The sequence below is a fragment of the Nonomuraea sp. 10N515B genome (assembly GCF_052245915.1).
In the GTDB taxonomy this organism is placed as follows: Bacteria; Actinomycetota; Actinomycetes; order Streptosporangiales; family Streptosporangiaceae; genus Nonomuraea.
The window spans coordinates 12,933-35,055 of record NZ_JBQQBQ010000040.1 but is presented as its reverse complement, the minus strand read 5'-3'; the positions used below and the strand labels follow the sequence as shown (position 1 = coordinate 35,055).

Annotated in this window: 23 protein-coding genes; 13 read left to right on the top strand and 10 right to left on the bottom strand. The window is 69.8% G+C overall.

Annotated elements, in window-relative coordinates:
* The first annotated feature begins 173 nt into the window (after positions 1-173).
* Positions 174-581 carry a Fur family transcriptional regulator gene (locus tag ACTWQA_RS40400; RefSeq protein WP_327586352.1) on the top strand — a complete coding sequence of 136 codons (408 nt, stop codon included), beginning with the start codon at positions 174-176 and terminating at the stop codon, positions 579-581.
* A gap of 386 nt (positions 582-967) precedes the next feature.
* Here ACTWQA_RS40400 and ACTWQA_RS40395 read toward each other — a convergent pair whose 3' ends face one another.
* Entirely contained in the window at positions 968-1,195 is a 228-nt protein-coding gene (locus ACTWQA_RS40395; RefSeq protein WP_327586353.1) for a DUF397 domain-containing protein, read from the bottom strand.
* A gap of 54 nt (positions 1,196-1,249) precedes the next feature.
* A complete protein-coding gene (locus tag ACTWQA_RS40390) occupies positions 1,250-2,113 on the bottom strand; it encodes a helix-turn-helix domain-containing protein (RefSeq protein ID WP_443164190.1) in 864 nt (287 codons plus the stop codon).
* Between the two features lie 773 nt (positions 2,114-2,886).
* On the opposite strand from ACTWQA_RS40390, the gene ACTWQA_RS40385 reads away from it, so the two are divergent.
* The 6 genes from ACTWQA_RS40385 (at position 2,887) to ACTWQA_RS40360 (ending at position 8,370) form a co-directional block, all read left to right on the top strand.
* Positions 2,887-3,018: a hypothetical protein gene (locus ACTWQA_RS40385; protein WP_305914366.1), complete on the top strand. Its 132-nt coding sequence runs from the start codon at positions 2,887-2,889 to the stop codon at positions 3,016-3,018.
* Positions 3,018-3,665: a hypothetical protein gene (locus tag ACTWQA_RS40380; RefSeq protein ID WP_443164189.1), complete on the top strand. Its 648-nt coding sequence runs from the start codon at positions 3,018-3,020 to the stop codon at positions 3,663-3,665. Before ACTWQA_RS40385 ends, ACTWQA_RS40380 begins: the two co-directional genes overlap by 1 nt.
* A 122-nt stretch (positions 3,666-3,787) precedes the next feature.
* Positions 3,788-5,968, top strand: coding sequence for a molybdopterin-dependent oxidoreductase (locus tag ACTWQA_RS40375; RefSeq protein WP_443164188.1), 2,181 nt, complete (start codon positions 3,788-3,790; stop codon positions 5,966-5,968).
* 1 nt (position 5,969) lies between these two features.
* Positions 5,970-6,581 carry an HD domain-containing protein gene (locus ACTWQA_RS40370; protein ID WP_443164187.1) on the top strand — a complete coding sequence of 204 codons (612 nt, stop codon included), beginning with the start codon at positions 5,970-5,972 and terminating at the stop codon, positions 6,579-6,581.
* Between the two features lie 120 nt (positions 6,582-6,701).
* Positions 6,702-7,523 carry a Rieske 2Fe-2S domain-containing protein gene (locus tag ACTWQA_RS40365; RefSeq protein ID WP_443164186.1) on the top strand — a complete coding sequence of 274 codons (822 nt, stop codon included), beginning with the start codon at positions 6,702-6,704 and terminating at the stop codon, positions 7,521-7,523.
* Positions 7,524-7,551: 28 nt separating this feature from the next.
* Positions 7,552-8,370: an NAD(P)H-binding protein gene (locus ACTWQA_RS40360; protein ID WP_443164185.1), complete on the top strand. Its 819-nt coding sequence runs from the start codon at positions 7,552-7,554 to the stop codon at positions 8,368-8,370.
* Here the strand turns inward: ACTWQA_RS40360 and ACTWQA_RS40355 are convergent.
* The 4 genes from ACTWQA_RS40355 to ACTWQA_RS40340 form a co-directional block, all read right to left on the bottom strand.
* Positions 8,363-8,584: a hypothetical protein gene (locus tag ACTWQA_RS40355; RefSeq protein ID WP_305914360.1), complete on the bottom strand. Its 222-nt coding sequence runs from the start codon at positions 8,582-8,584 to the stop codon at positions 8,363-8,365. The genes ACTWQA_RS40360 and ACTWQA_RS40355 overlap by 8 nt on opposite strands.
* A 22-nt stretch (positions 8,585-8,606) precedes the next feature.
* On the bottom strand, positions 8,607-9,362 hold the full coding sequence (locus tag ACTWQA_RS40350; RefSeq protein WP_327586359.1) for a sulfite exporter TauE/SafE family protein: 756 nt from the start codon (positions 9,360-9,362) through the stop codon (positions 8,607-8,609).
* Positions 9,363-9,373: 11 nt separating this feature from the next.
* Positions 9,374-10,294: an SPFH domain-containing protein gene (locus ACTWQA_RS40345; protein ID WP_371825714.1), complete on the bottom strand. Its 921-nt coding sequence runs from the start codon at positions 10,292-10,294 to the stop codon at positions 9,374-9,376.
* A 102-nt stretch (positions 10,295-10,396) separates the two neighbouring features.
* Positions 10,397-11,185 carry an ABC transporter ATP-binding protein gene (locus tag ACTWQA_RS40340; RefSeq protein ID WP_443164184.1) on the bottom strand — a complete coding sequence of 263 codons (789 nt, stop codon included), beginning with the start codon at positions 11,183-11,185 and terminating at the stop codon, positions 10,397-10,399.
* A 68-nt stretch (positions 11,186-11,253) separates the two neighbouring features.
* Between ACTWQA_RS40340 and ACTWQA_RS40335 the strand changes: the two genes are divergently transcribed.
* Positions 11,254-11,970 (top strand): hypothetical protein, encoded by a 717-nt coding sequence (locus ACTWQA_RS40335; RefSeq protein ID WP_443164183.1) that lies wholly within the window; start codon positions 11,254-11,256, stop codon positions 11,968-11,970.
* Here ACTWQA_RS40335 and ACTWQA_RS40330 read toward each other — a convergent pair.
* A complete protein-coding gene (locus tag ACTWQA_RS40330; RefSeq protein WP_443164182.1) occupies positions 11,957-15,283 on the bottom strand; it encodes a protein kinase domain-containing protein in 3,327 nt (1,108 codons plus the stop codon). The two genes, ACTWQA_RS40335 and ACTWQA_RS40330, sit on opposite strands and share 14 nt — an antisense overlap.
* Before the next feature lie 170 nt (positions 15,284-15,453).
* On the opposite strand from ACTWQA_RS40330, the gene ACTWQA_RS40325 reads away from it, so the two are divergent.
* Positions 15,454-16,119, top strand: coding sequence for a hypothetical protein (locus ACTWQA_RS40325; protein ID WP_443164181.1), 666 nt, complete (start codon positions 15,454-15,456; stop codon positions 16,117-16,119).
* 3 nt (positions 16,120-16,122) lie between these two features.
* Here ACTWQA_RS40325 and ACTWQA_RS40320 read toward each other — a convergent pair whose 3' ends face one another.
* Entirely contained in the window at positions 16,123-16,743 is a 621-nt protein-coding gene (locus tag ACTWQA_RS40320) for a response regulator (protein ID WP_443164180.1), read from the bottom strand.
* Positions 16,740-17,855 (bottom strand): GAF domain-containing protein, encoded by a 1,116-nt coding sequence (locus ACTWQA_RS40315; RefSeq protein WP_443164241.1) that lies wholly within the window; start codon positions 17,853-17,855, stop codon positions 16,740-16,742. The genes ACTWQA_RS40320 and ACTWQA_RS40315 overlap by 4 nt, the downstream gene beginning before the upstream one ends.
* Before the next feature lie 112 nt (positions 17,856-17,967).
* On the opposite strand from ACTWQA_RS40315, the gene ACTWQA_RS40310 reads away from it, so the two are divergent.
* From ACTWQA_RS40310 to serB, 4 genes are all read left to right on the top strand, one after another.
* On the top strand, positions 17,968-18,627 hold the full coding sequence (locus ACTWQA_RS40310) for an SDR family oxidoreductase (RefSeq protein ID WP_443164179.1): 660 nt from the start codon (positions 17,968-17,970) through the stop codon (positions 18,625-18,627).
* The gene (locus ACTWQA_RS40305; protein WP_443164178.1) at positions 18,624-19,637 is read left to right on the top strand and encodes an S-adenosylmethionine:tRNA ribosyltransferase-isomerase; all 1,014 of its coding nucleotides are present in this window, start codon (positions 18,624-18,626) and stop codon (positions 19,635-19,637) included. The genes ACTWQA_RS40310 and ACTWQA_RS40305 overlap by 4 nt, the downstream gene beginning before the upstream one ends.
* Positions 19,638-19,736: 99 nt before the next feature.
* Positions 19,737-20,300 (top strand): hypothetical protein, encoded by a 564-nt coding sequence (locus ACTWQA_RS40300; RefSeq protein WP_443164177.1) that lies wholly within the window; start codon positions 19,737-19,739, stop codon positions 20,298-20,300.
* A 68-nt stretch (positions 20,301-20,368) separates the two neighbouring features.
* Positions 20,369-21,589 (top strand): phosphoserine phosphatase SerB, encoded by a 1,221-nt coding sequence (gene serB, locus ACTWQA_RS40295; RefSeq protein WP_443164176.1) that lies wholly within the window; start codon positions 20,369-20,371, stop codon positions 21,587-21,589.
* Here the strand turns inward: serB and ACTWQA_RS40290 are convergent.
* Complete coding sequence (locus ACTWQA_RS40290; RefSeq protein ID WP_443164175.1) at positions 21,586-22,053, bottom strand: SixA phosphatase family protein; 468 nt, start codon at positions 22,051-22,053, stop codon at positions 21,586-21,588. The genes serB and ACTWQA_RS40290 overlap by 4 nt on opposite strands.
* Positions 22,054-22,123: the final 70 nt, after the last annotated feature.

The window sequence follows — 22,123 nt, the reverse complement described above, 5'->3', positions numbered from 1 at the left end:
GTGGCCGCGCCCGCCTACCTCGGACTCGGGCTCGCCGCCGCCGGCGGGCTCACGTACGCGCTCATCGGCGCCAGGCTCGATCTTCCTCGTACGCAGCCGTGTGCCGTCACATGCCTAAAGTTGGAGAATTCCTTTACTTGGATGACTCAGGTTAAGGACATAGCGTGGTTGGCATGGGGGACGACGACCTTCTCCGCCAGGCCGGGCTCCGGGTCACCGCGGCCCGGCTGGCGATCATGCAGACCGTTCGCGATGCCGACCACCCGGACGTGGACGACGTCTATCACTGCGTGCGTGAACGACTGGGGCAGGTCTCACTTCAGGCGGTCTACGACTCACTGCACGCGCTGCACGAGGCCGGTCTCGTACGGAAGATCGAGCCCATGGGCAGCCCGGCACGCTACGAGGCACGCGTGGGCGACAACCACCACCACCTCGTCTGCCGGGAGTGCGGGACCGTGACCGACGTCGACTGTGTGGTGGGGATCGCCCCCTGCCTCGAGCCCTGCGACAGGGCCGGCTACATCGTGGACGAAGCCGACGTCACGTTCTGGGGCGTCTGCCCGAACTGTCAAAGCTGATCTTGGCCCGAACGGCCCACTGCTCCTGCAGGATCGCCATCGTCGGCCACGCCTCGGCCCCCGAAGTCACCGCCCCGAAGAGCGGCGCACCCCGGAAAAGGATGCGCCGCACGCGTGTTCAAGCGGAATTCTTCCGGCCGTCCGGGCTTTTCACCGGCAGCTCTCGAAACGGATCCGGTAAGACGGCTTATCGCATCTCGAATTGGCGACGGGCCACGCGAGATCAAATCCCATGGCGCTTGATCATCCGGGGGGATGCTGTGCCATGATGGCTACGTCTTCTACGCTCGCTCGCGAGGCGAGCAGGAGTTGGCCATGGCCCCTTGACGGCCGTGCGGGGAGCGGCCCTGCGATGTTGTGTCCTCAACGTCGCCGGGCCGTTTTCTTTAGGCGCTCGTCGCCGCCAGTGTCGCCAGGTCGAATTCACCCTCGCGAACGCCGGAGGTGAACGCGGCCCACTCCGCAGGAGTGAACACGAGAACGGGACCGTCCTGCTCCTTGCTGTCACGCAGCGCGACGTTGCCGTCGGAGAGCGGGGCGATCTCGACACAGGCGTCTGCGCCATTGCAGAAGGTGCTCTTCCGCCAAGCCGCCTTCGAAGGGTGGTTGTGCATTATCTCCCCAAATAGCTAAAGGGGCTCCATTGCCCCTTGTTGAGGTGGGCGTCTCTACCGACGCCACAGCATGGCTTTGCGCTGGATGAGAACGCGAGACTCGTTCTCGTCGAGCGCCTCCGACTTGACGTGGTCGAAGGCGATTTCGTATCCAGCCACGCGTTGGAGGTCTTCGACGAAGTTGGCAGTATACAGCTGTTCCAGGTAGACAACATCGTCGAATTCCGCAAATTGCAGATGAATAAAGGTGCCGGTGTTCACCGGATGAAGTGAGTCCAGGGTCAGGACGTGCACGCTGACATGCGGGAGAAGGGAGATCTCCAGGAGATGCTCCATCTGCTCACGCATCACCGAGGGTTCGCCGAAGCGGCGCATCAGCGCCGACTCGTCGAGCACGACCGTGAGCCGGCAGGGCTGCGGCCGGTGCAGCACGCGCCGTTGCCGGTCGAGGCGGGCCTCGACGCGGCTGCGGACACCGCTGTGCGTGATGCGCGCGATGCCCCGGGAAGCCAGGATGACCTCCCGCGCGTAGTCCTCGGTTTGCAGGAGGCCCGGCACGATCTGCGGCTCCCAGGATCGCTGAGAGGTCGCCTCAGCCTCTAGCCCGAGGAATCTTGTGTATTCCTCGGGCAGAACGTCTTCGTAATCTTCCCACCACCCCCGCTGCTCCGCATCCCGCAACAGGCCGATGAGTTCATCAAGTTTGTCCCCATCAACGCGATAGAGCTTCACCAGCGCCTTGATGTCGTCGGTGCTGGGCATCGTCCTCGCGGCCTCGATGCGGCTGATCTTGCTGGGCGACCAGCCGAGCTCCATCGCCGCCTTGGCCCCGGTGAGCTTTCGCCGCTCGCGCAGCGAACGCAACTCCTGGCCGAGCCGGAGCCTGCGTACCGTCGGGCTGCCCTGCTGCGTTGGCACCGTCCGCTCTCCTTGTCGGGAAGGAAGGTGTAGCCGGAAGGGATCGTTTGGAAGCTGAGTTTAGGGATCGGTCGCCCAATCTTACACTGCAAGTTGCACGCGCAGTCGCCTCTGGCCTTGCCAGAAGGCTGTCACGGGGAGAGCGTAGGAGCAAGACAAGCTCCATGAAGCCTTCTAGGTCAAAGCGAAGATTCCCGCCTCCCCGCCCCGGCCAGAGGGTCGTCGACACTTCTCGTGCAAGTTGCAGAGCAAGCTCATCAGCAAGAAGCGAAGAAAATGAAATCTTCCTTGCTCAAGGTATTGCAGCAACGCAGACCTCGGAGGACCATCGGTTTCGAGGAGGGTTTCTCGAGTGTGAGGGAGACCGGGCATGACGACATCGCCGCACGCACCGGGCCTTCCCCCTTTGGTCGCGCGCCCCTGCCAGGGCCGCATCGACGGCAACGTCGCCGCCCCGGATACGAATCTCGCCCCCAGGGAGGCCGCTTGCCGAAAGGACCTCGCAACCGACTGAAGCAGCCAGCGCCGACGAATCCGGCGCACGTTGACTCACCAGCGCAAGAAAACACCGATCCGAGACTGACGACCAGTGTCCCCGCATATGGGCTGCCACCCTGCGACGGGCCTGGTCATCAGCCCTCGGACCGGTGAAGAAGCCACCTCTAGAAATGCCGCGAAAGGGGTCTTCTATGTACTCACAAGGTACCAAGGGACTCAGCCGAATCAAGTCCCGGATCCGGGAACTCATCGCATGGGCCGACCGCGAAATCTGCATGGAGCCCGATGAATTCGCGCACCACGTCGGCTGGACCGTGACCAGGACGGGATTCGGGGCCCGTCGCTACCGGGACCCACGCTTCGACCAGCTCCGCCTGCCTCGCCGGGTGCACGAGGAGGTGACCTGATGTCGAGGAACCCGCGCAACCAGATCTACCCCGCCAACGAGGACCTCCCCGGCGCCCGCGGCGGCGGGCCGCTGGCCCGGCTCTGGCGGTCACGGACCGAGTTGTTGCTCGCGACCATGCTGGCGCTGTTCGCGCTGACCTTGCTCAACGCGACGCAGGAGGGCCGATGGGTGCCCTTCCTGCTGCTGACGAGCGCGGTCTCGGCACCGGCCGCCACCAGGATCGGCCGCAATTGGATCGCCGCCCATTTCTGGTGCGTGGTGTCCAGGCACCGCCTGCAGCGGGTCTGCCTGGAGACCACGATGCACACCAGGGCAGGGCGCATCCCGCTGGTGTTGTGGATCACGCCGACGACGACCGGCGAGAAGGCACTGATCCTGACGCGGGCCGGGATCAGCGCCGAGGAGTTCGAGGCGTACAGCGAGGAGATCGCGGCGGCCTGCTGGGCGAGAAGCGTGAACGTCTACCGGAACCGCACGCGGGCGCAGCTGCTGATCGTGGAGATCGTCCGGCGCGACGAGGTGCCGGGCGCCGCCTCACCTGGGCTGGACCGGCTCTACGGCAGGCGCGAGTGGGTCTCGCTCAGACCCGATCTCGAGGAGCCGCCCGATCTGCGCACGCGGGTCATGCTGTCGCAGGTCGGCTGAGAACCCCGGGGTAAAGGGGCCTTCCCCGGGGAGGAAGCCCCGGAGACCGCGGGGGCTCCGGGGCTTCCCCATGCGCGTGACACAGACCAATATGAGTTCATCTGGCGAACTCAGGAGTCGTGATGACCTCGACCGTCCACCGGACATGCCCCCTCTGCGAAGCCGTCTGCGGACTGACGCTCACGCTCGACGAGGGCGGGCACGTGACCAGCGTCCGCGGCGACAAGGACGATCCGTTCAGCAAGGGCTTCATCTGCCCGAAGGGGGCGAGCCTCGGCCGCCTGGACGAGGACCCCGACCGGCTGCGCAAACCGCTGATCCGGGAGGGCGACCTGTGGCGGGAGGTCGGCTGGGACGAGGCGTTCGGCGCCGTGAAGGCCGCGCTCGACCAGGTGAGCGACCGCCAGTCCATCGCGGTCTACCTCGGCAATCCCAACGCCCACAGCATGGCGGGCGCGCTCTACGGCGCCCCGCTGATCAAGGCGCTCGGCACCCGCAACATCTACTCCGCCAGCACCGCCGACCAGATGCCCAAGCACGTGGCCAGCGGCCTGATGTTCGGGCACCCGCTGGCCATCCCGGTTCCTGACCTGGACCGCACGGATTACCTGCTGATGCTGGGCGCCAACCCGCTGGAGTCGAACGGCTCGCTGTGCACCGCGCCGGACTTCCCCGGCAGGTTGAAGGCGCTGCGCCGGCGCGGTGGGCGGCTCGTCGTCGTCGATCCGCGGCGGACCAGGACCGCCGCGCTGGCCGACGAGCACGTCTTCGTCCGCCCGGGAACGGATGCCTACCTGCTGTTCGGGCTCGTCCACACGCTCTTCGCCGAGGAACTGGTTACGGTGTCACACCAGGTCAACGGCCTGGATCAGGTGCGGGAAGCGGCCAAGCACTTCCCGCCGGAGTCGGTGGCCCGCCGTACCGGGGTGCCGGCCGAGGTGATCGTACGGCTGGCCAGGGAGCTGGCGGCGGCGCGTACAGCGGCCGTGTACGCCAGGATCGGCACCTGCACGGCCGAGTTCGGCACGCTGGCCCAATGGCTGGTGGACGTGCTCAATGTGCTCACCGGCAACCTCGACCGGCCGGGCGGCGCCATGTTCCCCAAACCGGCCACGGAGTTCGCCGCGCGTCGCAGGCCATACCAGGTGGGCCGGTGGACCAGCCGGGTGCGCGGCCTGCCCGAGGCCAACGGCGAGCTGCCGGTGGCAACGCTCGCGGACGAGATCGAGACCCCCGGCGACGGCCAGGTCAAATTCCTGATCACGATCGCCGGCAACCCCGTGTTGTCGGCGCCGCACGGGGACAGGCTGGACGCGGCCTTCGAGGGGCTCGAGTTCATGGTGAGCGTGGACCCCTACCTGAACGAGACCACCAAGCACGCCAACGTCATCCTGCCGCCGCCGCGGGTGCTGCAGTCGGGGCATTACGACTTCGCGCTGCTCGGGTTCGCCGTACGCAACTACACGCGGTACTCGCCGCCGTCGCTGCCCCTGGACGGGCAGCCGTCCGAGGCGCAGATCCTGGCGAGGCTGGCCTTGATCGCCTCAGGGCTCGAAGGAGACCTGGACGCGTTCGTCATCGACGAGATGTTGCGCAAGGCCACGCAGACGCCCGGCTCCGGCGTCGAGGGGCGGGACGTGGCCGAGCTGCGCGAGGAGCTGGACGGAGAGACCGGCGGCGAGCGCAGGCTCGACCTCATGCTCAGGCTCGGCCCGTACGGCGAGTGGGCCGGCAAGGGCGACCTGTCGCTGCGCAAGCTGCTCGACCACCCGCACGGCCTGGACCTCGGACCACTGGAGCCGCGGCTCGACGAGGTGCTCAAGACCGCCTCCGGCCAGATCGAGCTGGCGCCGCCGCAGCTCATCGAGGACGTGGAGCGGCTGCGGAGCAAGTTGGACGAGGAGCCGCCGGAGATCGTCCTGATCGGGCGCCGCCACCTGCGCTCCAACAACAGCTGGCTGCACAACGTGGGCTCGCTGGTCGGCGGCAGCAACACCTGCACGCTGCAGATCAACCCGGCCGACGTGGCCAGGCTCGGACTCGACGGCGAGGCCGTGGTCAGCTCGGCGAAGGGCCGGCTCACGGTGCCCCTGGAGCCAACCGACACCATCATGCCGGGCGTGGTCAGCCTGCCGCACGGCTGGGGCCACGCGGGCAGCGCGCAGAGCGTGGCGGCCGAGCACGCGGGCGTCTCCGTGAACACGCTCACGGACGAATCAGCCATTGACGTTCCAAGTGGTAACGCAGTGTTCAACGGAGTTCCGGTCACGATTTCACCAACTGGGGTGATCACCGCGCATTAGGGTGTCGCGCGTGACTATCGCGCCAGAAGAGGACCGCCTGAACGCCCAGATCTCCTTCGCCATCGAAATCGACAAGTTGAAGCGGATCATCCGCCGCAACCATCTGATCGACGGTTCGCGGCGGGAGAACACCGCAGAGCACTCCTGGTACGTGGGCACGCTGGCGATGGTCCTCGGCGAGCATGCCCCGCCGGGGACCGACCTACAACGGGTAGTGGCCATGTTGCTGGTGCACGACCTGGTGGAGATCGACGCCGGCGACACGTTCATCTACGACCCGGTGGAGGTCGCCGCCCAGGCCGACGCCGAGCAGTCCGCCGCCGACCGCATTTTCGGCCTGCTCCCCGCCGACCAGGCGGTGTGGGTACGGGAGTTGTGGGACGAGTTCGAGGCGAGGAAGACGCCGGAGGCGCGCTTCGCCAAGGCGCTCGACCGCTTCGCCCCGATCCTGGCCAACCACCACACCGAAGGCGGCACGTGGCCGCTGTTCAAGGTCAAGGCTTCGCAGGTCAGGGAGAAGGTGCGGATCATCGAGGAAGGCTCGCCCTCGCTCGGCGCGTACGCCCTGGAGCTGGTCGAACTCTCCGTGGCCAGGGGACACCTGTCCGAGTGATCCCCACACGGCGGGGGTAGGGGACTTGTCGTGAAAGAGGAAGTACGAGCGAGACGTCGGCAATTGCGGGGTTTCGCCGGGCCGGTTGCCCTTGCCGATCGGCTCGAGAAGTCGAAGTCCATGGACCGGCCGATCAGGGTGCTCGCCAAGGCGATACGCCGGCGCATCCGCACCGGCTTCGTCCGCGACCTGCTTCACGGCGTGCCCATCGGCGAGCCCCTGCACCCGCCGCTGGCCTCGGTCAGCCTGGGTTGCTGGATCTCGACGGCCGTGCTCGACCTCGCCGGAGCCGACCCGCGGGCCTCGCGGCTGCTGCTGGCCACCGGCGTGGCCAACGCGCTGCCCACCGCCGCCGCCGGGCTGACCGACTGGTCCACGCTCCACCGCGAGCAGCAGCGGGTCGGCTTCGTCCATATGGTGGCAAATTTGACCGCACTCAGTCTGTTCTCCGCGTCGTTGATGGCCCGCCTGCGCGGCCAGGAGCGGGCAGGAAAGATCCTGTCCTTCTCCGGGCTGGGGGTCGGTACGCTCGGCGCCTATTTGGGCGGCCACATGGCCTACCGACAGGCGGCGGGGGCCAACCACGCCCCGCAGGTCTCGCACCTGGTGCCGCTGGGTTGGCACGATCTGTGCCCGATCAAGGACCTGCCGGACGGCCGGCCGGTGGCCCGGCGGCTCGGCTACATCCAGCTCTTCGTGCTGCGCCAGGGCGAGGCCGTGACCGTGCTCGTCGACCATTGCCCCCATCTGGCCGGTCCCCTGCACCAGGGCAGGCTCATCATCGACAACGGCGAGGCGTGCGTGGTCTGCCCGTGGCACGGCAGCACGTTCCGGCTGGTGGACGGCACCGTGCGGCACGGGCCGGCGACCGCTCCGGCGCCCACGTTCGAGACGAGGATCCGGCGGGACGGCACGATCCAGGTACGGCCGGGATTGACCTGAAGTTTGGTTGAGGTTCTACGGTCGAGCCATGGGCAAGATTCTGGTGACCGGCGCGACCGGCAATGTTGGCAGGCATGTGGTTTCCCAGCTCGCGGAGGCCGGACTGGAGGTGCGGGCACTCGTCAGAGACCCGGCGCGGGCGCGGCTGCCCGTCGAGATGGCGCAGGGTGACCTGAACGCGGCAGAGACGCTGGAGCCCGCATTGGAGGACGTGGAGAGCGTGTTCCTGCTGTGGCCGGGCGTCACGGCGGACGGCGCCGACGAGGTGATCGCGGCGATCGCCAAGCAGGCGCGGCGCGTGGTCTACCTGTCGGCGAACGTGGCGGATGAGCCGGTGACGCACTACCACGAGATCGAGCAGCTGATCCGACATTCCGGGCTCGGCTGGACGTTCCTGCGGCCCGGCGGTTTCGCGGCCAACACGCTGGGCTGGGCCGGGCAGATCCGCCAGGGTGTCGTGCGGTGGCCCTACGGGCAGGCGTCGAGGTCGCTGATCCACGAGAAGGACATCGCGGCGGTGGCTGTCCACGTGCTCACCTCCGCCGGCCACAACGGGGCCACGTACATCCTCACCGGGCCGGAGCAGCTCACCCAGGCCGAGCAGGTGCGGGTGATCGGCGAAGCGGTCGGGCGCGAGGTGCGCTGGGAGGAGCAGCCGCCGGAGGAGGCCCGCGACCAGCTCATGGCGGCGTGGGGTGACCCGACGTTCGTGGAGAGCGCGCTGCGGACGTGGGACGGCTTCGTGACCAGCCCGGAGCCGGTCACCGACACGGTGCGGCGGCTGCTCGGCAGGCCGGCGCTGACCTTCCGCCAGTGGGCGCGCGACCACACCGCCGACTTCAGCTGACCTCGTCGGCCGGGTGCTCCACCAGGGCGAGGATGCGGCTGGACATGAACCGAGCCGTGCGTACGGCGGTGCCGCTACGGGTGACCTCGCTCACCTCGACGAGCCCCCGGCCCGTGGTCACCTCCACCCGCCGACCGGCACGGGTGGCCTTGATCTCGTAAGTGCGCGGGGTGCCGCCCGCGTCGATGACGATCTCCACCCGGTCACCCTTCATGTCCGGGTTATACCCACCACACCTATCCGTACACCAGTACGATAATCGCCGCGATCCCCACGCACACGATGACGCCCCGCAAGACGGGCGCAGGGATCCGCCGCCCCACCCGGGCTCCCAGGAATCCACCGACCACCGCGCCTATCCCCACCCCGGCCACGGCCTGCACGTCCACGTCCGCGACCGCCAGGAACAGCGTTGCCGCCACGGCGTTGACGATCAGCGCGAGGACGTTCTTGGCGGCGTTGACCCGCTGGAGGTGGTCGTCGAGAAAGCTGCCCAGCAGGCCGATCAGCAGCACGCCTTGAGCCGCGCCGAAATACCCGCCGTAAACGCCCGCGGCCAGCACGCCCAGCCACAACGCCGGGCCCCCGTGCGGGTGCGCGTGCTCGCGGCGCTCGGCGAGCCAGCGGTTGATCCGCGGCTGCGCCACGACGAGCACGCAGGCCAGCGCGATCAGCGCGACGACGACGATCTCGAAGACGTCGGGGTCCAGGAACAGCAGCAGGATGCCGCCGATCAGCGCGCCGACCGCCGAGGCCGCTCCCAGGCGCAGCAGGCGGTCGCGCTGGCCGAGGAGCTCGGGGCGGTAGCCGTACGCGCCGGTGAAGGAGCCGGGCACCAGGCCGATGGTGTTGGAGACGTTCGCCGTGACGGGATCGACGCCGATGGCCACCAGCGTCGGGAACGTGATCAGCGAGCCCGACCCGACGACCGCGTTGATGGCACCGGCCACCACCCCGGCCGCGCAGACCGCGACCAGCTCCCACCCCGTCACGAACCCTCCTTTTACGTATCTGGGCTCTTGGGGGGTGTGAACAGGCCGCCAAGGCTCTCCAGAACCTTGCCCATCTCCGATGGGACGATCCAGATCTTATTTGCCTCGCCTTTGGCGATCTCCGGCAGGGTCTGCAGATATTGGTAAGCGAGCAGTTGCTGGGTGGGCTTCCCCTCATGGATGGCCTTGAACACCATCCCGATCGCGTCCGCCTGCCCCTTGGCACGCATGGCCTGCGCCTCGGCCTCGGCCTGGGCCCGCAGCACGGCCGCCTCCGCCTCACCGCGCGCCCGCAGCACCGACGCCTGCTTCTCGCCCTCGGCCTGCAGGATCGCCGCCTGCCGCTGGCCCTCTGCGGTCAGCACGGCGGCGCGCTTGTCGCGGTCGGCGCGCATCTGCTTCTCCATCGAATCCTGGATGGAGGCGGGCGGATCGATGGCCTTCAGCTCGACGCGGTTGACGCGGATGCCCCACTTGCCGGTCGCCTCGTCGAGCACGCCACGCAGCGCGGTGTTGATGTCCTCGCGCGAGGTCAGCGTGCGCTCCAGGTCCATGCCGCCGACCACGTTGCGCAGCGTGGTGACCGTGAGCTGCTCGACGCCGATGAGGAAGTTCGCGATCTCGTACGTGGCCTTCTTCGGGTTCGTGACCTGGAAGTAGATCACCGTGTCGATGGAGACCACCAGGTTGTCGGACGTGATCACCGGCTGCGGCGGGAACGACACCACCTGCTCACGCAGGTCGATCATGTCCTTGATGCGGTCGATGAACGGCACCACCAGGTTCAGTCCCGGCGTCAGCGTCCTGTGGTAGCGCCCGAGCCGCTCGACGATGGCCGCCGTGGCCTGCGGGATGATGCGGATGGTGCGGACCATTCCGAAGCCCACCGCCGCGACCACGACGAGGGCGACGATGAGCTGCTCGACGGACATGGCGACGCTCCGAAGTCGAGGGGACCGACTCCGTAGATCCTATTTCGTTTCAGCTGGCGGGGCCTTTTGTGTGCATAAAAGTGATCTACTATCGCGATCTCGCTAGTACGCGCGGGCGTACCAGCGGCCCTCCGCACTGCGATCCAGCGTAAGCGGCACCCCGAACGTCTGGGACAGGTTGTCTGGCGTCATCACGTGCTCGAGCGGCCCCTGGGACACCACGGAGCCGTGCCGCAGCAGCAGCCCGTGCGTGAACCCGGCGGGCACCTCCTCCACGTGGTGCGTCACCAGGACCAGCGTCGGCGAGCGGAAGTCGCCGGCCAGCAACGCCAGGCGGCGCACCAGGTCCTCGCGACCGCCGAGGTCGAGCCCGGCCGCGGGCTCGTCGAGCAGGAGCACCTCGGGATCGGGCATGAGCGCGCGGGCGATCTGCACCCGCTTGCGCTCCCCCTCGGACAACGTGCCGAAGCGCCGCCTGATCAAATGAGCCGCGCCCATCATGTCGATCAGCTCGACCGCCCGGGTCACGTCATTGGAGTCGTACTCCTCGGTCCAGCGGCCCATGATCCCGTAGGAGGCGGTCAGCACCAGGTCGATGACCTTCTCCTCGGGCGGGATGCGCTCGGCCAGCGCGGCGCTCGCCAGTCCGATGCGCGGCCGCAGATCGAACACGTCCGCCTGCCCCAGCCGCTCCCCGAGCACCTCGACCACGCCCTCGCTCGGGTAGAGCAACGTGCTGGCGACCTGCAGCAACGTGGTCTTGCCCGCGCCGTTGGGGCCGATGACGGCCCATCGCTCGTCCGCATTGACCGTCCAGTCGATGCCGCGCAGCAGGGCCGCTCCGTCGCGCCTGACGGCGACGTCCTGGAGCCGCAGCACCTGACCACCCATCCCCGAACCTCCCTTTGGAGTCACCCTGGGGACAAACCTATTGCAGGCTGAGCGCTTATCGTGGATCGGTGCGCCCTGAATCGCCTGTCTGTCCGTCCCTGGTCGCCTGGGGCAACGCGTGGCTTGCCGGCCACGTCGGCCTCGACGAGGCGGCTGACCACGTAGAATCCGCCGGCGGGCCCGTCATCGCGGGCGAGGTCCCGTTGCGTAAATACCTCGCAAACCTGCGCGCGAGCGGGCTGCGCGAGGTGCGCCTCGCCCTGCCCGCGCCGGGCGACCCGCTCGGGCTGTCGGGTCCTGCGACGTTCAACTCGGCCGCGGTCGACGCCGGGCAGGCCGTGATCGCCGTGCTCGACGACCACAACCTCGGACTGGTGCCGGCGCCGGACCTGCGCGGATCGTCCTATGTCGGCGTACGGCTGGACGTGCACGAATCCGGGCCGGTACGCCATGACCTGCCCTCGCTGTCCGAGGCCGAGCGCGAGCTGTCGGACGCGATCCGCTCGGCCACCGAGGCACTGGCCTCCGTCGACGGACCCGCGCAGGGCCGTCCCGAGCTCGGGCCGCGGGGCGGCGATCTGGCGCCGGGCTATCCCGCGCGGGCGCATCGCGTCTCGGCGCTGGCCGCGCGGCTGGCCGCCGTACTGAACCTGGCCGACGACCGAGGGCTCACTTCCGGGCAGATCGCCGCCCGCGGCGCCGCACTGCGCGAGCTCGACCGTGCGGTACGCCGTGCGCTCGTGGCCGCCCACCACGCGATCTTCGAGCCGCTCAGGAACCCGTAGGCGCGTCCCCGGCCTTCCACAGCCTGACCAGCTTGTCCTTGCCGGCCGAGACGAGGGTGACGCGGTCGTCGAGGCGGACGATGCCTACGGCGTACACGCCGCTCTTGTGCGCTTTGACCGGCTTGCCGAGCGGCTTGCGGGTGCCGAGGTCCCACAGCCTGATCGTGCCGTCGGTGCTTCCGGACAGCAGGACCGGCCGGTCGGCCACGGTGCCGAAGGACAGCGAGTAGATGATCTTCTTGTGGCCGGACATGGTGCCGATGGTTTTGCCGTTTGTCGGGTCCCAAATCCGGATTTTTCCGTCTTTGCCGCCCGATGCCACGACTGTCTCGTCGTCGACCTTGCCCACCGTGACCGCGTACACGCCCTTCGAGTGGCCCTTGTACGTCTTCCCGTACGACTTGCGCTTGGACATGTCCCACAGGCGGAGCGACTCGTCCTCGCTGGCCGAGATCGCGATCGCGCGGTCGCCGATGTGGGTGGCGCTGAGCCAGTTCACTGGCTTGCGGTGGGCCCTGATGCTCTTGCCCGTGGCCTTGCGCTTGCCCAGGTCCCAGAATCTCAGGTAGCCGTCGGCGTCGCCGGTGACCGCCATCCACTTGTCTTTGACCTTGGTCACGGCCACCGAGTAGACGGCGTCGCCGTGCCAGCCGAGGACCTTGCCCTTGCGGGTCTTGAGGTTCCACAGGCGGACGCTGCCGTCGTAGCCGCCGGAGACCGCGACGGGCGTCTTGCCCATCATCGCGCCGGCCACGGCGTACACCTCCTGGCTGTGGCCCTTCATGGTGGCCAGGGACTTGTGCTTGGCCAGGTCCCACAGGCGTACCCGGCCGTCCTGTCCGCCGGTGACCAGCCAGGTCGTCTTGTCACTCACGGAGACGGCGGAGAACGTCTGGACGCCCTTGGTATGGCCCTTGAGCGACGTGCCGTCCTGCTTGCCCACCACGGGGACCGTCTGCTCCTGGGGCTGGTCCTGGGTGGGTGTGGGGGTCGGGGTCACCGCTGTGGGGGTCGGTGTCGGCGCCGTCGGCGTGGGGGTGGGGGCCGTCGGCGTGGCAGCCGTGGGTGTGGCGGCCGTCGGGCTGAGGGACGTGGTCACCTGGGCGACATTCTCGCCCTCGGCGGCGGGTCCGAACATCTTCGGCCCGAAGTACAGCACGCCGCCGGCCAGGGCGAGCGCCACGACCAGGGTGCCCGCGACCAGGGCAGCGCGTCTCCGCCTGGCGTCGGACACGTCGGGCCGCTCGTCGAGGGGCGTGTGCTTGAAGAACGCGTCGTTGTCCCCTCGTGCCCGCGCCTCCCCGTGCCCTGGGCCGGCGGGCCGGCCCGGGCCGCCACGCCCATGATCGCCCGCCGCCCCTTGCACCCCGGGGTGCTGCCGCATTCCGGGCTGCCCCTGCACACCAGGCTGCCCCTGCACACCGGCGTGCCCCTGCACCCCGGCCTGCCCGTGAGCGTCGGTGCGCCCTTGCACACCCGCCTGCCCGGCCGAGCCCATGTGACCGGCTGCCGGGTCCTGCGCGGGCGTGCCCGCCGCTCTCATCGGATACGGCGGCGGCATGTGCTGCTGGCCTTGCGCCGGCACGAAGGAGCCCGCCGACGGCCTGCTGGAAGCGCCCTGCCCGCCAGCCGGCTGCTGCGACGGCGAAACCGGCGGATGCCCAGCGGGCGGGTGACGGTCAACCGACTCGGCACCGGGCGCCTGGGGCTGCGCGTGGGCCTCCCCAGAGGGACTGGCCCACGCGGAGGCCGCACGCCCTTGCCCATCGGGACTGACCCACCCTGATTCGGCAGCCGACCGCCCTTCCGGACTCACCCACCCGGAGTCCGCAGGCACCCCTCCCGCTCCGCCACTCTGCGCGCCGCCGCCCTGCGGACCGCCGCCCTGCGGACCGGCGCCCTGCGGCCCAGCGCCATGCGGACCGGTGCCCTGCGAGCCGACGCCATGCGGACCGGCGCCATGCGGGCCAGCGCCTAGCGGCCCAGCGCCATGCGGGCCAGCGCCCAGCGGGCCAGCGCCATGCGGCCCAGCGCCATACGGACCGGCGCCCTGCGCCCCAGCGCCATACGGACCGGCGCCCAGCGGGCCAGCGCCCAGCGGGCCAGCGCCAAGCGGCCCGACGCCCTGCGGCCCAGCGCCATGCGAGCCGACGCCCTGCGGCCCAGCGCCATGCGAGCCGACGCCCTGCGGCCCAGCGCCCAGCGGACCGACGCCCTGCGGCCCAGCGCCCAGCGGCCCAGCGCCATGCGGGCCAGCGCCATGCGGGCCAGCGCCATGCGGGCCGGACGTTTCGGCCGGGTGGCCTTCTGGGCTCGCCCAGCCGGGAGTGGGTGCCCACCCGTGGGTGAATGCGGAGCCTGGGGTGGGTGCGAGGCCAGGGGTAGCGGCGGAGCCCGCAGTCGAGCCGGGGATGCCCGCGGGGCCGGGGGCGGGGGGAGTTTGTTCGGCGGCCAGTTGGGAGCCGGTGGTGAGGGCGACCTCGTCGTCGAGCCGAGGCGACTCCCCCTGGTTCTCCAGCAACGCGAACAGCGCCTCGGCCGCCGTAGGCCGCTCCTCGGCCCGCTTGCTGAGGCACGCCTGCACGATCGGCCGCAGATCGTCGGGCAGCACCGACAGATCCGGCTCTTCGTTCATCACCCGGTAGATGACCGCCGGCAGGCTGTCCTGCCCGAACGCGGGCCGTCCCGTGGCGGCGTACACCATGGTCAGGCCCCAGCTGAACATGTCGCTGGCGGATCCGACCCGTTCGGCGGAGATCTGCTCGGGCGACATGTACGCCGGCGTCCCCACCACCCCGCTGCTGATCGTCATCGCCGAGTCCAGCGCCCTGGCGATGCCGAAGTCGATGACCCGGGGCCCGTCGCTGCCGATCAGCACGTTGCTCGGCTTGAAGTCCCGGTGCACGATGCCCGCCCGGTGGATGGCGGCCAGCGCGGTCACTGTCCCGACGGCCAGCCGGTAGAGCGCACCGCCCGCGCGCGGCCCGTCCCGCTGCACCACGAGCTGGAGCGACACGCCGTCGACCAGCTCACTCACGATGTACGCCTGCTCGCCGTCCATGTTGGCGTCCAGCACCTGGGCGGTGCAGAACTGGGCGACCCGGCGCGCCGCGGCCACCTCGCGCATGAAGCGCTCACCGTCGATCCCCGGCTTATCGAGCCGGGTCTTCAGCAGCTTGATCGCCACGAGCCGCCCATCGGGCGCCTCCCCCTCGAAGACGACCCCCTGCGCCCCTTTGCCCAGGCGGCCGAGCAGCCGATAGGTGCCCAGCGTCTGTGGATCACCCGCCTGTAAGGGGTGCGTGTCCGGCACCTGGTCCTCCCCCTTGTGCGAATCCCCCGATCACAAGCGTGATGGGCCCACGCGAACCCCCGCAAGCCATCCCAGGTCACGAAAGATCATCGCTCTTTGCGAAATATTTCCCCTCCGCAATAATCGTGGAGATGATCGGGGATTTCCAGCACCGTACGGGGAGCCGTCACATGCGCAGAAGCTTCAGCCTGTTCTTAGCCGGAGGTCTCGCCGCCGGCACCCTGGCCGCGCCCGGCCAGGTCAGCGCCGCCACCACGGCCACGTCCGCCACGACCGCGGCGGCGCCCACGAAGACGACGGCGCGGCTGGCGCCGTACTCGAGTTTCAAGATCTCGGTCAAGCACACCACGCGCACCAAGCGCGGCGGCAAGATCACGTACTACGTGAAGGCGAAAAACCTCGGCCCGCACTACGCCGACTACTACTGGATGGGCGGCGAGGTGCCGAAGGGCGTCGTGCCGACCCTGCGCTGGGGCGGCCCCAAGGGCACGAAGTGCACCTGGGAGGACCGCTGGTTCTGGTGCTGGGGACCGATACGCCTGGAGAAGGGCAAGACCGACTGGCTCAACTTCCAGGTGACGCTGAAGAAGGGCACCACGGGCACCGCCAAGGCCCGCGTCGGCGTGTTGTCGTTCGACGTGGACCAGGGCATGGAGAACATGAGCGAGGCCGAGCTGAAGCGCCTCGGCATCAAGGGTTACCACTGGCTCAAGACGGTCAAGACGACGATCGTCAGCCCGTCGCGGCCCGGGCGGGGCTACACGCCGCCGCCCCCGGTCCAGGAGTACAACCCGCCGTCCAGCCACGTCGAGACCAACAACAAGAAGGACACCTGACCCTCAGCCCAGGCCGTGCCGTACCGCGTACAGTGCGGCCTGGGTGCGGTCCTGCACGCCCAGCTTCATCAGCACGTTGGAGACGTGGGTCTTGACCGTCTTCTCCGCGACGGCCAGGCTCCGCGCGATCTCCCTGTTGGACCGGCCGGCCGCGATGAGCGCGAGCACCTCGCGCTCGCGGTCGGTCAGCGGGACCGGCGCCGGCACGTCCGGGGCGCCTGCCGTGGACAACATCGCCTCGGCCGCTTCGGGCGCGAGCAGCACCTGGCCGCCGTGCACGGCGCGGACCGCCTGGACCAGCGCGGACGGGTCGACGTCCTTGTAGAGGAACCCGGACGCACCGGCGCGCATCGCCGGGCCCACGTCCCCACGATCGCTCACCGACGTCAGCACGACCACCTTGGTCGTCGTCCCGGCCAGGCGCTCCAGCGCGCCGAGGCCGTCGAGCACCGGCATCTTCAGATCCAGCAGCAGCACGTCGGGGGCCAGCTCCGCGACCCGCTCGACGGCCTGCGCCCCGTCGCCGGCCTCGCCGACGACCGTGATGTCGTCCTGCAGGTCGAGGAACGTCCGCAGCCCCTGCCGCACCACTGGATGATCGTCGGCGATCAGCACCCGGATCAAACGCCCACCTCCACGCGTACCGTGGTCCCCTGGCCGGGGGCCGACTCGACGGTCATCATGCCGCCGACCGCCTCGGCCCTGTCCCGCATCGACACCAGCCCGAGACCGCGCGAGTCCGCCTGCTCGAACCCGCTGCCGTCGTCGCTGACGGTCAGCGCCAGCTTGCCGTCCTCAGAGACCAGGCGTACGAGGACCCGGGAGGCTCCGGAGTGCCTGAGCGCGTTGTGCAGCGCCTCCTGGGCCACCCGCAGCACGGCCACCTCGACCGTCGAATCCAGCGGCGGCAGCTCGCCGCACTCGAACGCGACCAGGGACGGATGGAGCCTGTCGAGCATGCGTACGTGCTTGCGCAGCGTCTCGGTCAGCCCGTGCCGGTCGAGCTCGGCCGGGCGCAGCTCCACGATCACGGCACGCAGCTCCGCCAGGGCCTCGCCGGCCAGGCGCTGGACGCGTTCGAGCTCCACGGCCGCCTTGCCGGGGTCCCGCGTCAGCATCGCGCCCGCGGCCTGGGCGGTGAGCCGGAGCGAGAAGAGCTTCTGCGTGACGGCGTCGTGCAACTCCCTGGCCACGCGGTTACGCTCCTCCAACATGGCCAGCTCGCGACCGCGCTCGTAGAGCCGGGCGTTGGTCAGCGCGATCGCCGCGTGCGCCGCGAACAACGTGAGCAGGTCCTGGTCGTCCTGTGTGAAGCCGCCGCCGGGCGTGCGCTTGTTGGCCAGGAAGATGATGCCGAGCACGTCCTCGCCGTCGCGGATGGGGACGCCCAGGAAGTCCTTCATCACCGGATGGGCCTTCGGCCACCACTCGAACCTGGGGTCCTTGCGCAGGTCGGGCAGCCTGACGGGGGCGCCTTCGCGGAGCATCGCGCCGAGCATGCCATGCTGCCGGGGCAGCGGCCCGATCGCGTCCCACTGCTTGTCGGTGAGGCCCTCGGCGACGAACTCGCCGAACGACCCCTCTTCGTCGGGCACGCCCAGCGCGGCGTAGCGGGCGTCCAGCAGCCGCTGCGCCGAGCGTACGATCACCTGCAGCACCTCGCGGACCGACAGATGGCGGGTGACCGCGAGCACGGCGGAGCTCACCGCCTGCAGGATCTCGTCTCGGTCGGCCATCACGCAACCACTCTATGATCCCCGGCCACCCCGGGTCCTAGGACGATGTGCCCAGGCCCGGACCGGTCCTCAGCCCGATGTCCGCCGGCCGTCACGTTCCTAGCGTCGAGACATGACGAACACCGCACTCATCACCGGCGCCTCCCGCGGTCTCGGCCTCGCGCTGGCGCGCTCGCTGACAGGCTCTGGCTGGAACCTCGTCCTCACCGCCCGCGGGGCGGACGACCTGGAGCGGGTCGCGGCCGAGCTGGGCGCGACCGCGATCCCGGGCGACGTGGCCGACCCGGCGCACGTCGAGCGGCTGGCCCGGGCGGCCCCCGAGCTGGACCTGCTGGTCAACAACGCCAGCGACCTGGGCGTGACCCCGCTGCCGCCGCTGGCGGGCTATCCGCTGGAGGCGTTCAGGGCGCTGCTGGAGACGAACGTGACCGCTCCCCTCGCCCTCATCCAGGCCGCGCTTCCGGCGCTGCGCTCGTCCTCCTCCGGCGCCATCGTGAACGTCACCTCCGACGCCGCCACCGGCGCGTACGAAGGCTGGGGCGGCTACGGCGCCGGCAAGGCCGCGCTGGAGCAGCTGTCGAACGTGCTGGCCGCCGAGGAGCCCAGGGTCCGCGTGTGGTGGGTGGATCCGGGCGAGATGAACACCAGCATGCTGGCCGACGCCGTGGGCGCCGAGGAGGCCGCCGCCGCGGCCGACCCGGCGAAGGTGGCCGCGGCGCTGCACGACCTGATCAGCTCCCGGCCGGCCAGCGGACGAGTGAGCCTGCAATGACGACGTCGGCACTCGACTTCGTGCTGCCGCCCTGCCTGACGGCCCACGAGCCGCCCGAGGCCAGGGGGATGTCCAGGGACGCGGTTCGCCTGATGGTCTCGCGTGGCGACACCGAGCCCGAGCACCACCGGTTCGTGGACCTGCCGGGGCTGCTCGACCCCGGGGACCTGATCGTGGTGAACAACTCGGCCACCCTGCCCGCGGCCGTCAGGCTCGACCGGCTGGCGGTGCACTTCTCCACCGCGCGGGAGGACGGCACGTGGCTGGTCGAGTTGCGCAGGCGTACCGCGAAGGCCACCGAGCCGTACGGCGGGGGCGAGGCCGGGGAGTGGCTGCCGCTGCCGGGGCGGGCCACGCTGCGGCTGATCGAACGGGAGACGCCGCGGTTGTGGCGGGCGGCGCTGGATCGGGATGTGGAGGCCTACCTGCGCGCGTACGGGGTCCCGATCCGCTACTCCTACGTGGATCGGGACTGGCCGATCGACGCCTACCAGACCGCGTTCGCGACCGTGCCGGGCAGCGCGGAGATGCCGAGCGCGGCGCGGCCGTTCACCGCCGATCTCGTGACGGCGCTGGTGGCACGCGGGGTCGGGATCGCGCCGGTCACCCTGCACACGGGGGTGGCCTCGCCGGAAAAGGACGAGCCGCCGTACGCGGAGCGGTATGAGGTGCCGGCCTCGACCGCGCGCCTGGTCAACCTGGCCCGCCGGAGCGGCAACCGGGTGGTGGCGGCGGGCACGACCGTCGTACGGGCTCTCGAGACGGCCGCGGGCGCGGACGGGCGGGTGAGCGCGGCCGCGGGCTGGACCGAGCACGTCGTCACCCCGGAACGCGGCGTGCGGGCCGTCACGGGGCTGATCACGGGACTGCACGAGCCGCGCTCCAGTCACCTGCTGATGCTGACCGCGATCGCGGGCGAGCAGGCCCTGGCCCGGGCGTATGACGAGGCGCTACGGGAGGGGTACTTGTGGCACGAGTTCGGCGACACACACCTGATACTGAAGAAATAGGCTTTACATAGATTTTGCCATTGTGATAGGAACAGCCGACATTTACGGGGGCTTGGCGTCTGTGCGTCCCCGTGCCCTATTCCTCACCGGAGACGTTTGATGCGCAACTCCCTTCCCAAGGCCGCCACGCTGGCATTGCTGGCCGGTGCCCTGCTCATCCCGGCTGTTCCTGCCTCCGCCACCACCACGGTCACCGCGGCCGCCACCGCGACCAAGGCAGCCGACCCGTATTCCGCCTTCTCCGTCAAGGTCAAGGCGCCGAAGACCGTCAAGGCCGGTGGGAAGATCAAGTACACCATCGTGGCCACCAACAAGGGCCCGCACTACGCGGACTCCTGGTTCCTCGGCGGCCAGTTCCCCAAGGGCGTCGACCGCAACAAGGTCAGGTTCGGCACAAGCGTCAAGGGCACCCAGTGCTTCGCCGAGGGTGACCGGGCGTTCTTCTGCTTCCTGCCGCAGGTGGTCGAGGTGGGCGACTCCGTCGCCATGGTGTTCGAGGCGCCGGTGAAGAAGAGCGCCAAGGGCACCCAGACGGCGACGCTCGGCGTGGTCAGCTACAACCTCGACACCGGTATGGAGGACATGAGCAAGGAGGAGCTGGACCGGCTCGGCGTCCCCGAGTTCGGCTTCTCGAAGACGGTCAAGACCAAGATCGTTCGCTGACCGGTGCCCGGTCCGAAGGGCGTACCTGCTGCACGACCATCGGACCGGGCGCAGTACCGTGGCTGGATGTGGACCAGCGCACCCTCCTGATCACCCTGACCGGCCCCGACCGGCCCGGTGTCACGTCGCGTCTCTTCTCCGTCCTTTCCGGCTTCCCGGTGACGGTCTCCGACATTGAGCAGGTCGTCATCCGGGGCCGGCTCACGCTCGGCGTGCTCGTCGCGTACGCGGGCGGCCCCTCGACCGGCACCGGCACCACACTCGGCGCCATGTGGACCGCCGTCGAGCGAGTGGCCGAGGACCTCGGCATGGAGGTCGAGCTCTCCACCGGATCCCAGACCAGGGACCAGCGCCGCCGCGGCCGCCTGTCGGTCAGCGTGCTCGGCGCCACACTTCAGCCCGCCGCGATCGCGGGCATCGCCGGGCGCATCGCCGCCGCCGGCGCCAACATCGACCGCATCGAACGCCTGGCCCAGTGGCCCGTCACCTGCATCGAGCTGTCCGTCTCCGGGGCCAACCCGGACGCGCTGCGGGTCGAGCTGGCCGCCGAGGCCGCCGCCCAGGAAGTCGACGTGGCCGTGCAGCGCACGGGCCTGTCCCGGCGGGCCAAGCGGCTGATCGTCATGGACGTCGACTCGACCCTCATCCAGGGCGAGGTCATCGAGCTGCTGGCCGCTCACGCCGGCTGCCTCGACGAGGTCGCCAAGGTCACCGAGCAGGCCATGCGCGGCGAGCTCGACTTCGCCGAGTCGTTGCGCAAGCGGGTCGCGTTGCTCGAGGGGCTGCCTGCCGAGGTGTTCGAGCAGGTGCGCAAGCAGGTCGTGCTCACGCCCGGCGCCCGTACGCTGGTGCGGACGCTCAAGCGGCTCGACTACCGCTTCGCCATCGTCAGCGGCGGCTTCACCCAGATCACCGACGGGCTGGTCGAGGAGCTGGGCATCGACTACTCCGCCGCGAACGTCCTGGAGGTCGTGGACGGGCGGCTGACCGGACGGGTCGTGGGTGAGATCGTCGACCGGCCGGGCAAGGCCCGGGCGCTGGAGCGCTTCGCGCGCGAGGCCCACCTGCCGATCTCCCAGACCGTGGCCATCGGCGACGGGGCCAACGACCTGGACATGATCGCGGTGGCCGGGCTGGGGATCGCGTTCAACGCCAAGCCGGTGGTCCGCCAGGCCGCCGACACCGCGGTCAACACGCCCTACCTGGACTCGATCCTCTACCTGCTGGGGATCTCGCGGGACGAGGTGGAGGCGGCCGACGCCGAGGACGGCGTGCTCACGGCCGGCTAGTTTTCCTTCGGATCCCAGAGCGTCATCAGCCGGCTCTCTCCTGGGTAGAGGTCCGCCCACGCCGACTCCACCCGGATCACCGCGAACGCGCCCGGCCGGAACACGTAGTCGCCTCCGGCCAGGCCCAAGGCCAATTCGTGCACGCCGGGGTTGTGGCCGCACAACACCACGGTGCCCAGGTCCGGATCGGACCGGCGGACCAGCTCCAGCAGCTCCTCGGGGTAGGCCTCGTAGATGTCGCGCTCGTAGCTGATCTCCATCTCGGGGAAGGCGATCTCGGCGGTGCGCTTGGTCCTGAGCGCCGGCGAGCAGAGCACCGCGTCCGGCTCCAGCCCGGCGGCCCTGATCTCATCGCCCGCCCGCTTCGCGTCCCGCTCCCCGCGGTCGGTCAGCGGCCGCTCCCGGTCGGCCAGGCCGGGGATGTGGGCGGCTTTCGCATGCCGCAGTACGATCAACGTCCGCACCGGATCACCCTGTCTTCGAAGCCCAGTTGGCCAGCGCGACGAGCGCGGCCAGGATGACGAGCATCGCCAG